We start from the raw sequence: 7,315 nt of genomic DNA on the forward strand, positions 1-7,315 counted from the left end.
CAAAAACGCAGCCAAGGGCGCTCCTTGGCTGTGATGAACACCTTGAATACCCGCGCTTGCGCGGCATAAGACATACCACGTTCGGAGAACAGAATGCAGCTACTGACTAACCATCTTGGTTATGAAGCCCTTGGTCCAAAACAGGCGGTACTGATGACAAACCACGCACTAGAGACGCTCCCCACTGCTCGTCTTGTGTGCGCGCAGAGTCATCAGACGCTCGCCACCTATCAAACCGAGCCCGGTGGCACCGTCGACCATTGGCACCAAGGGCATTTTTTTCGCATTCCGTTTTCCAATTTTGACCAAATCGGCCAGTTCTACTTGGCCATTGATAGGTTGAACAAAGATACGTTAAAAAAAGATACGTCGAGTGAAAGTGACTTGAGCAATGACGACTCTGTCCGCTCCCACACTTTCGAGATTCGCCATCAACACTTGCTCAGCGCCACGCTGTCCGATGTGCTGCACTACTTTAAGTCTCAGCGTTGTACGGGCGTGTTTGATCAGCAAGATCGCCACGTGCCCCTTTACGGCCATGATGCGTACGCGGATGTCCACGGCGGCTGGTATGATGCCTCCGGCGATGTCAGCAAATACCTCAGCCACCTCTCTTACGCTAATCACTTCAATCCACAGCAGATTCCCATGGTCGTGTGGAACCTATTCAATGGCTTAGAGCAGCTGCAAACGCTCGATTCCGTCCCCGCGTTTACTCGCCTGAGAATGGCAGAAGAAGCATTGCACGGCGCCGATTTTTTAGTGCGAATGCAACATCCTGATGGCTACTTTTACATGACAGTGTTTGACCAGTGGTCAAAAGAGACCAGCAAACGCCATATTTGCGCCTATGCGACACAATTGGGCCATAAGTCCTCGGACTTTCAAGCTGGATTTCGTCAAGGCGGCGGCATTGCAATTGCTGCGCTCGCTACCGCCGCACAGTGCGAGCAAGGCGGAGAATATCGACCCAACGACTACTTGGCGGCGGCGGAAAAAGGCTATTGGCACCTTATCTCACACAACCGCGAGTACTTAGACGATGGCGTTGAAAACATCATCGATGAGTACTGCGCATTACTGGCCTGTTGCGAGCTCTATCGCGCTACAAAACAGACACGCTATCTGCAACAATGCCAAGAGTGGGCCAACAAACTGATGGCACGTCAATGCAGCGATGACGATCAGCGCCATTTCTGGTCCGCGAATCACGATGGCTCACGCCCCTACTTTCATGCCAGTGACGCAGGATTACCAGTCATCAGCTTGTGTCGCTATCTGGATATTGAAACCGATACGGCGCAGCGAGACAGCGTCCAGCGTGTGATTGAACAAGCGGTGCGGTTTGAACTCTCCATCACACAAGCGGTGCACAATCCCTTTGGTTACCCTCGCCAGTACACTAAGCCTCTATCAGAGGAGAAAAGCGCGCGCTTTTTCGTTCCCCATGACAATGAAACCGGCTACTGGTGGCAAGGCGAAAACGCGCGGCTCGGCTCTCTCGCGAGCATGGCCCATATCGCTCAGCGCCACCTTGATAACCCGGCTCTATATCAGCAACTAGATAGGTTTGCAGAGGACTGTTTGAGCTGGATTTTGGGTTTGAACCCATTTGATCTCTGCATGCTTGATGGCGCAGGTCACAACAACCCAGACTACCTGCCTGAGCTGGGCTTTTTTAACGCCAAAGGGGGGATTTGTAACGGCATTACCAGCGGATTTGATGATGAACGAGACATCGCCTTCAATCCGTCCCCTCAATGTGATGACATGCTGCAAAACTGGCGTTGGGGCGAACAGTGGATTCCTCATGCGGCGTGGTATCTGCTCGCCATTTGTCACCAGGCGCGTCGCTTCTCTCAAACTCACCCGTTCTCAAAGGAGCAAGCGCAATGACCTATTTATATGTCGGCATTGATGGCGGCGGCACCTCGTGCCGAGCGCGAATCCGAGATGCGCAGGGGCGCTTACTTGGCGAGGGAAAAAGCGGCAGCGCTAACATTTTACTCGGCATCGAATCTGCCCTGACATCCATTGTCGATGCCGTCACGACAGCAGCTACTCAGGCCGAGTTGACGAGCACTGACTTCACACGCATGCACCTTGGCCTTGCCCTCGCGGGCGCGGAGCAAAAGTCTGCATGGTTTGCGATGATGGAGCAGCCTCACCCATTCGCCTCCATCGTTCTCAATACGGATGCCTATGGCGCTTGTCTTGGTGCGCATGACGGCCAAGATGGTGCCATTCTGATTGCTGGTACAGGCTCATGCGGCCTATTGATCAACGGTGGTGAGCAGCAAGTGGTCGGTGGCCGTGAGTTTCCCATCTCCGATCAAGGCAGTGGCGCGATGATGGGGCTAAGGCTAATCCAAAAAGTGCTGCTCGCCTACGATGACATTGAGCCCCAAACACCACTCTACCATTACGTGATGACACACTTTCACCATGACGTCGATGCGATTGTTGCCTGGTCAAAACAAGCGCTGCCTCGCGATTATGGTCAGTTTTCGCCTCAGATATTTCAATTCGCCGATGAAGGATGCCCGTTGGCACAGGCACTCTTACAACAAACCCGTGACGATATCGAAATGTGGCTGCAAGCATTACGCCGCCGAGGCGCGACGCGCATCTGTTTGATGGGCGGAGTGGCGGAGCGCATGCAAGCGTGGCTATCGCCACCGATGAGAAGTCTGATTGTGCCTGCTAAGTTCGACGCCATCGAAGGGGCACTGATGTTTGCAGGTAAACCTGAGCACAACCTTTATAGACTGAGCGACATTCAACACGAAGGTGCACAATGAGTTATCGAGTGGATTTTGCGGTGCTCAATGAGAGCAAAGAAGGTTGCCGATTTGGCCTCACCTTGCACAACTTAACCGATCAAGACCTGCCCACCTGGCAGTTACAGTTCATTCTTGATCGCTACATTCAGCCAAACAGTGTCAGCCACGGGCAGATTGTGCAGATTGGGAGTTTTTGCACTTTAACGCCAGATATCGACACGTTAACCGCTAACCAACACTTTTATTGCGAATTTAACATCAGAACCGCGCCGCTACGTTTTTATACTGATGGACTAAAAGATGCGCTGCTGATCGACCTTGAGCAACACCAAACACACGCGGTGCATGTCTCGCCGATCGCGCTCGCCTCGCCCTACCGCGAGCGCGCCGAGATCCCAGCCCGCTCAGAGCTGCCGTCAGCGCCCTTGGCTCTGATTCCAAAGCCCAATGCTCTAGCACTCAAAGAGGGCGAATATCGTCTCTCTGAACACAGCCAAATCACCTTGCAAACCGCATTGGCAGAACGCGGCGCTACTTGGCTGCAACAAGAGCTAGCCACACTGCATGATTTTGAGGTGCACACGATTGGGCAAAGTGACATCCTCTTTCGCTCGAACCCAACACTTGATGAGGGGGAATACCACTTAACCGTGACTCATCATGGTGTTCAGCTTGAATCCGGCTCGGACGTCGGTTTTATCCATGCCAGCGCCACCTTGCTGCAGCTCATCAGACCCGCGAAACAAGGCAATGGGCTCGCCCTGCCGTTAGTCACCATCAGCGATAAACCCCGTTTTGGCTATCGCGGCATGATGCTAGATTGCGCGCGCCATTTTTACTCGGTGGCGCAGATCAAACGCCTCATCAACCAACTGGCGCACTACAAATTCAACACCTTCCATTGGCACCTTACCGATGACGAAGGGTGGCGCATTGAAATCAAATCCTTGCCTCAATTAACTGAGATTGGGGCGTTTCGCGGTCCAGATTTGGCGTTACAAGCGCAATTTAGTCATCTAGGACAGCGCTACGGTGGATACTACCGCCAAGAAGAGATCGCCGCCGTGATCGACTATGCCGCAGAACGCGGCATCACAGTGATCCCTGAAATTGATATTCCAGGCCACTGCCGAGCGGCGATCCAATCCCTACCGGAATGGCTGTATGACGCCAGTGATCGCTCAAACTACCGCAGTATCCAGCATTACAGCGACAACGTGTTGTCCCCCGCTCTGCCTGGTACCTATGCGTTTCTCGACGCGGTACTTGAGGAAGTGGCGGCGCTTTTCCCGTCTCCTTGGGTGCATATCGGCGCCGACGAAGTACCACAAGGAGTGTGGCTAGAGAGTCCAGCGTGCATCGCGCTAATGAAAGAGCACGGCTACCAGAGCAGCAAAGAGCTACAGGGTCATCTGCTGCGTTACGCCGAACGCAAGTTACGCAGCTTAGGTAAGCGAATGGTCGGTTGGGAAGAAGCGCAACATGGTGACAAAGTGAGCAAAGATACCGTGATCTACTCTTGGCTCAGTGAGGACGCTGCATTGCACTGCGCCAAACAAGGCTTTGACGTCATCTTACAGCCTGGTCAAAGCACCTATCTCGATATGAGCCAAGATTACGCCCCTGAAGAGCCGGGCGTCGATTGGGCCAGCGTGATCCCGCTTGAAAAGGCGTATCGCTACGAGCCACTAGCTGACATCGCCGACAACGACCCAATTCGACGTCGCATTTTAGGCATTCAATGTGCGCTATGGAGCGAAATTGTCACCGAGCCTGCACGCATGGACTACATGATTTTCCCGCGCCTAACCGCGCTTGCCGAAGCGGGCTGGAGTGAAAAACACCAGCGCGATTGGTTGGACTACCTTGCGCGACTCAACGCCCACTTACCGCTGCTCGACAAACAAGGGGTGGCCTATAGAGCACCTTGGCGAACAGCTGCAAGCACTGGCGCCAAACCTCAAGCCCCCAAATAACGAGGTGACGAGACAAAAAAATGAGCGTCGGATAGCGCGGGTTAGAGACCCGAAATCCTGACGATGAACTTAACCCATTGAATCACTACTTACAGTTTTCACTAGCTTAGATTTGGTTACTGATTGGTAACTTGTTAAAAGGAAAGACACATGAAATACGGCTATTTCGATAACGAACATCGTGAATACGTCATCACTCGACCAGACGTCCCTGCACCATGGACTAACTACTTAGGCACAGAAAAGTTCTGTACCGTCATTTCGCACAATGCGGGCGGCTACTCTTTCTACAACTCCCCTGAGTACAATCGCGTCACCAAATTCCGCCCCAATGCCAGCTTTGATCGCCCTGGGCATTACGTCTATCTGCGCGATGATGTCAGCGGTGATTACTGGTCTATCTCATGGCAGCCGGTTGCGAAGAGTTTAGACGAAGCGACCTATGAAGTGCGCCACGGCCTCTCTTACTCCAAATTCAAATGTGAGTACAGTGGCATTAGCGCGACCAAAACCTTATTTGTACCGAAAGGCGAAGACGTTGAAATTTGGGATGTGGTGATCAAAAACACCTCAGATACGCCACGCACGATCAGCGCATTTTCGTTCATCGAATTCTCATTTAGCCATATTCAATCGGACAATCAAAACCACCAGATGTCACTTTACTCTGCGGGCACCGAATACCGTGACGGCGTGATTGAGTATGATCTCTACTACAACACCAACGACTTTGAAGGCTTCTATTACCTCGCCTCCACCTTCGATCCAGACTCGTATGATGGTCAACGCGATCGTTTCCTTGGTCTCTATCGTGACGAAGCCAATCCGATTGCCGTCGAGCAAGGACGCTGCTCGAACAGCGCGCAAACTTGTTACAACCACTGTGGCTCACTGCACAAACAGTTCACACTTGCACCGGGTGAAGAAGTGCGTTTCGCCTACTTGCTGGGTATCGGAAAAGGTAATGGCGAGCGTTTGCGCGCCAAATACCAAGATGTGAGTGAGATCGATCGCGCCTTTGCGGGCATCAAAGCGCACTGGGACGAGCGCTGCAACAAGTTCCAAGTCCGCTCGCCGAACGAAGGTCTGGATACCATGATCAACACTTGGACGCTGTACCAAGCCGAGACCTGTGTTGTCTGGTCACGTTTCGCTTCCTTTATTGAAGTGGGTGGACGTACTGGGTTGGGCTATCGTGACACGGCTCAGGATGCGATTTCCGTCCCACACGCCAACCCGAAAATGACGCGCAAGCGCATTGTCGATCTGCTTCGCGGTCAGGTCAAAGCGGGGTACGGTCTGCACTTGTTTGATCCTGACTGGTTCGATCCTGAAAAAGCAGATGTGAAACCCTCCAAATCACCAACCGTGGTTCCAACCCCTTCCGATGAAGATAAGATCCACGGCATTGAAGATACCTGCTCTGACGATCACCTTTGGTTGGTGCCGACCATCTGTAAATACGTGATGGAAACGGGCGAGCACGGATTTTTTGATGAGACCATTCCGTATGCCGATGGCGGCGAAGCCAGTGTCTATGAGCACATGAAAGCCGCGCTCGACTTCTCGGCTGAGTACGTCGGTCAAACCGGCATCTGTAAAGGCCTGCGCGCTGACTGGAATGACTGTCTCAACCTTGGTGGCGGCGAGTCATCGATGGTCTCTTTCCTCCATTTCTGGGCACTGCAAGAGTTCATCGACTTGGCCAAGTTCCTTGGTAAAGAGGAGGATGTGGAGAAATACAGCCAAATGGCGGCTAATGTCCGTGAAGCGTGTGAAACTCACCTCTGGGACGACGAAGGCGGTTGGTACATTCGCGGCTTGACCAAAAATGGCGACAAGATTGGTACTGCGCAGCAAAAAGAAGGCCGTGTCCATCTGGAGTCGAACACCCTCGCCGTCCTCTCTGGTGCGGTCTCGCAGCAGCGTGGCGAGCGAGCCATGGACGCAGTTGATGAACACCTATTCTCCGAATACGGCTTGCATCTCAACTCGCCCTCATTTGCGACCCCTAATGACGACATCGGCTTTGTTACTCGCGTCTACCAGGGCGTGAAAGAAAACGGCGCCATCTTCTCACACCCTAACCCTTGGGCTTGGGTCGCAGAGGCCAAACTGGGCCGCGGCGATCGTGCGATGAAGTTCTACGATGCGCTCAACCCATACAACCAAAACGACATCATCGAGAAACGTGTCGCGGAGCCTTACTCCTACGTCCAATTCATCATGGGGCGCGATCATCAAGATCATGGCCGCGCCAACCACCCTTGGCTAACCGGCACCTCAGGCTGGGCTTACTTTGCGGTCACCAACTTTATTTTGGGTGTGCGCAGTGGATTTGATGGCCTAACCATCGACCCGTGTATTCCGACCGATTGGCCGGGCTTTGAGGTTACGCGTGAGTGGCTAGGTGCCACTTATCACATCAAAGTCGACAATCCGAATTCGGTGAGCAAAGGGGTTCAATCCATCACGGTGAACGGCCAAGTCTTCGAGGGTGTGGTTCCGGTTCAGCCTCAAGGCTCTGTCAACCAAGTGGTCGTGGTATTGGGATAA

Annotated in this window: 4 protein-coding genes; all 4 read left to right on the forward strand. The window is 53.1% G+C overall.

From position 1 onward, the window contains the following. Window positions 1-93 precede the first annotated feature (93 nt). The 4 genes from AC6R0L_RS01465 to AC6R0L_RS01480 all read left to right on the forward strand — a co-directional run bounded on the left by AC6R0L_RS01465 (window position 94) and on the right by AC6R0L_RS01480 (window position 7,315). Complete coding sequence (locus AC6R0L_RS01465; RefSeq protein ID WP_500628016.1) at window positions 94-1,896, forward strand: glycoside hydrolase family 9 protein; 1,803 nt, start codon at window positions 94-96, stop codon at window positions 1,894-1,896. Continuing rightward, on the forward strand, window positions 1,893-2,801 hold the full coding sequence (locus tag AC6R0L_RS01470; RefSeq protein WP_500628017.1) for a glucosamine kinase nucleotide-binding domain-containing protein: 909 nt from the start codon (window positions 1,893-1,895) through the stop codon (window positions 2,799-2,801). Before AC6R0L_RS01465 ends, AC6R0L_RS01470 begins: the two co-directional genes overlap by 4 nt. After that, window positions 2,798-4,759 carry a beta-N-acetylhexosaminidase gene (locus tag AC6R0L_RS01475; RefSeq protein WP_500628018.1) on the forward strand — a complete coding sequence of 654 codons (1,962 nt, stop codon included), beginning with the start codon at window positions 2,798-2,800 and terminating at the stop codon, window positions 4,757-4,759. Before AC6R0L_RS01470 ends, AC6R0L_RS01475 begins: the two co-directional genes overlap by 4 nt. 150 nt (window positions 4,760-4,909) lie before the next feature. Continuing rightward, window positions 4,910-7,315 (forward strand): glycoside hydrolase family 94 protein, encoded by a 2,406-nt coding sequence (locus tag AC6R0L_RS01480; RefSeq protein WP_500628019.1) that lies wholly within the window; start codon window positions 4,910-4,912, stop codon window positions 7,313-7,315.

Source organism: Vibrio sp. R15-SG3-ISO1A, assembly GCF_059833955.1.

Excerpts from the sequence above, each read along its gene's own strand:
- AC6R0L_RS01465 (WP_500628016.1), top strand. The coding sequence starts at position 94 with ATGCAGCTACTGACTAACCATCTTGGTTATGAAGCCCTTGGTCCAAAA.
- AC6R0L_RS01480 (WP_500628019.1), top strand. The coding sequence starts at position 4,910 with ATGAAATACGGCTATTTCGATAACGAACATCGTGAATACGTCATCACT.
- AC6R0L_RS01470 (WP_500628017.1), top strand. The coding sequence starts at position 1,893 with ATGACCTATTTATATGTCGGCATTGATGGCGGCGGCACCTCGTGCCGA.
- AC6R0L_RS01475 (WP_500628018.1), top strand. The coding sequence starts at position 2,798 with ATGAGTTATCGAGTGGATTTTGCGGTGCTCAATGAGAGCAAAGAAGGT.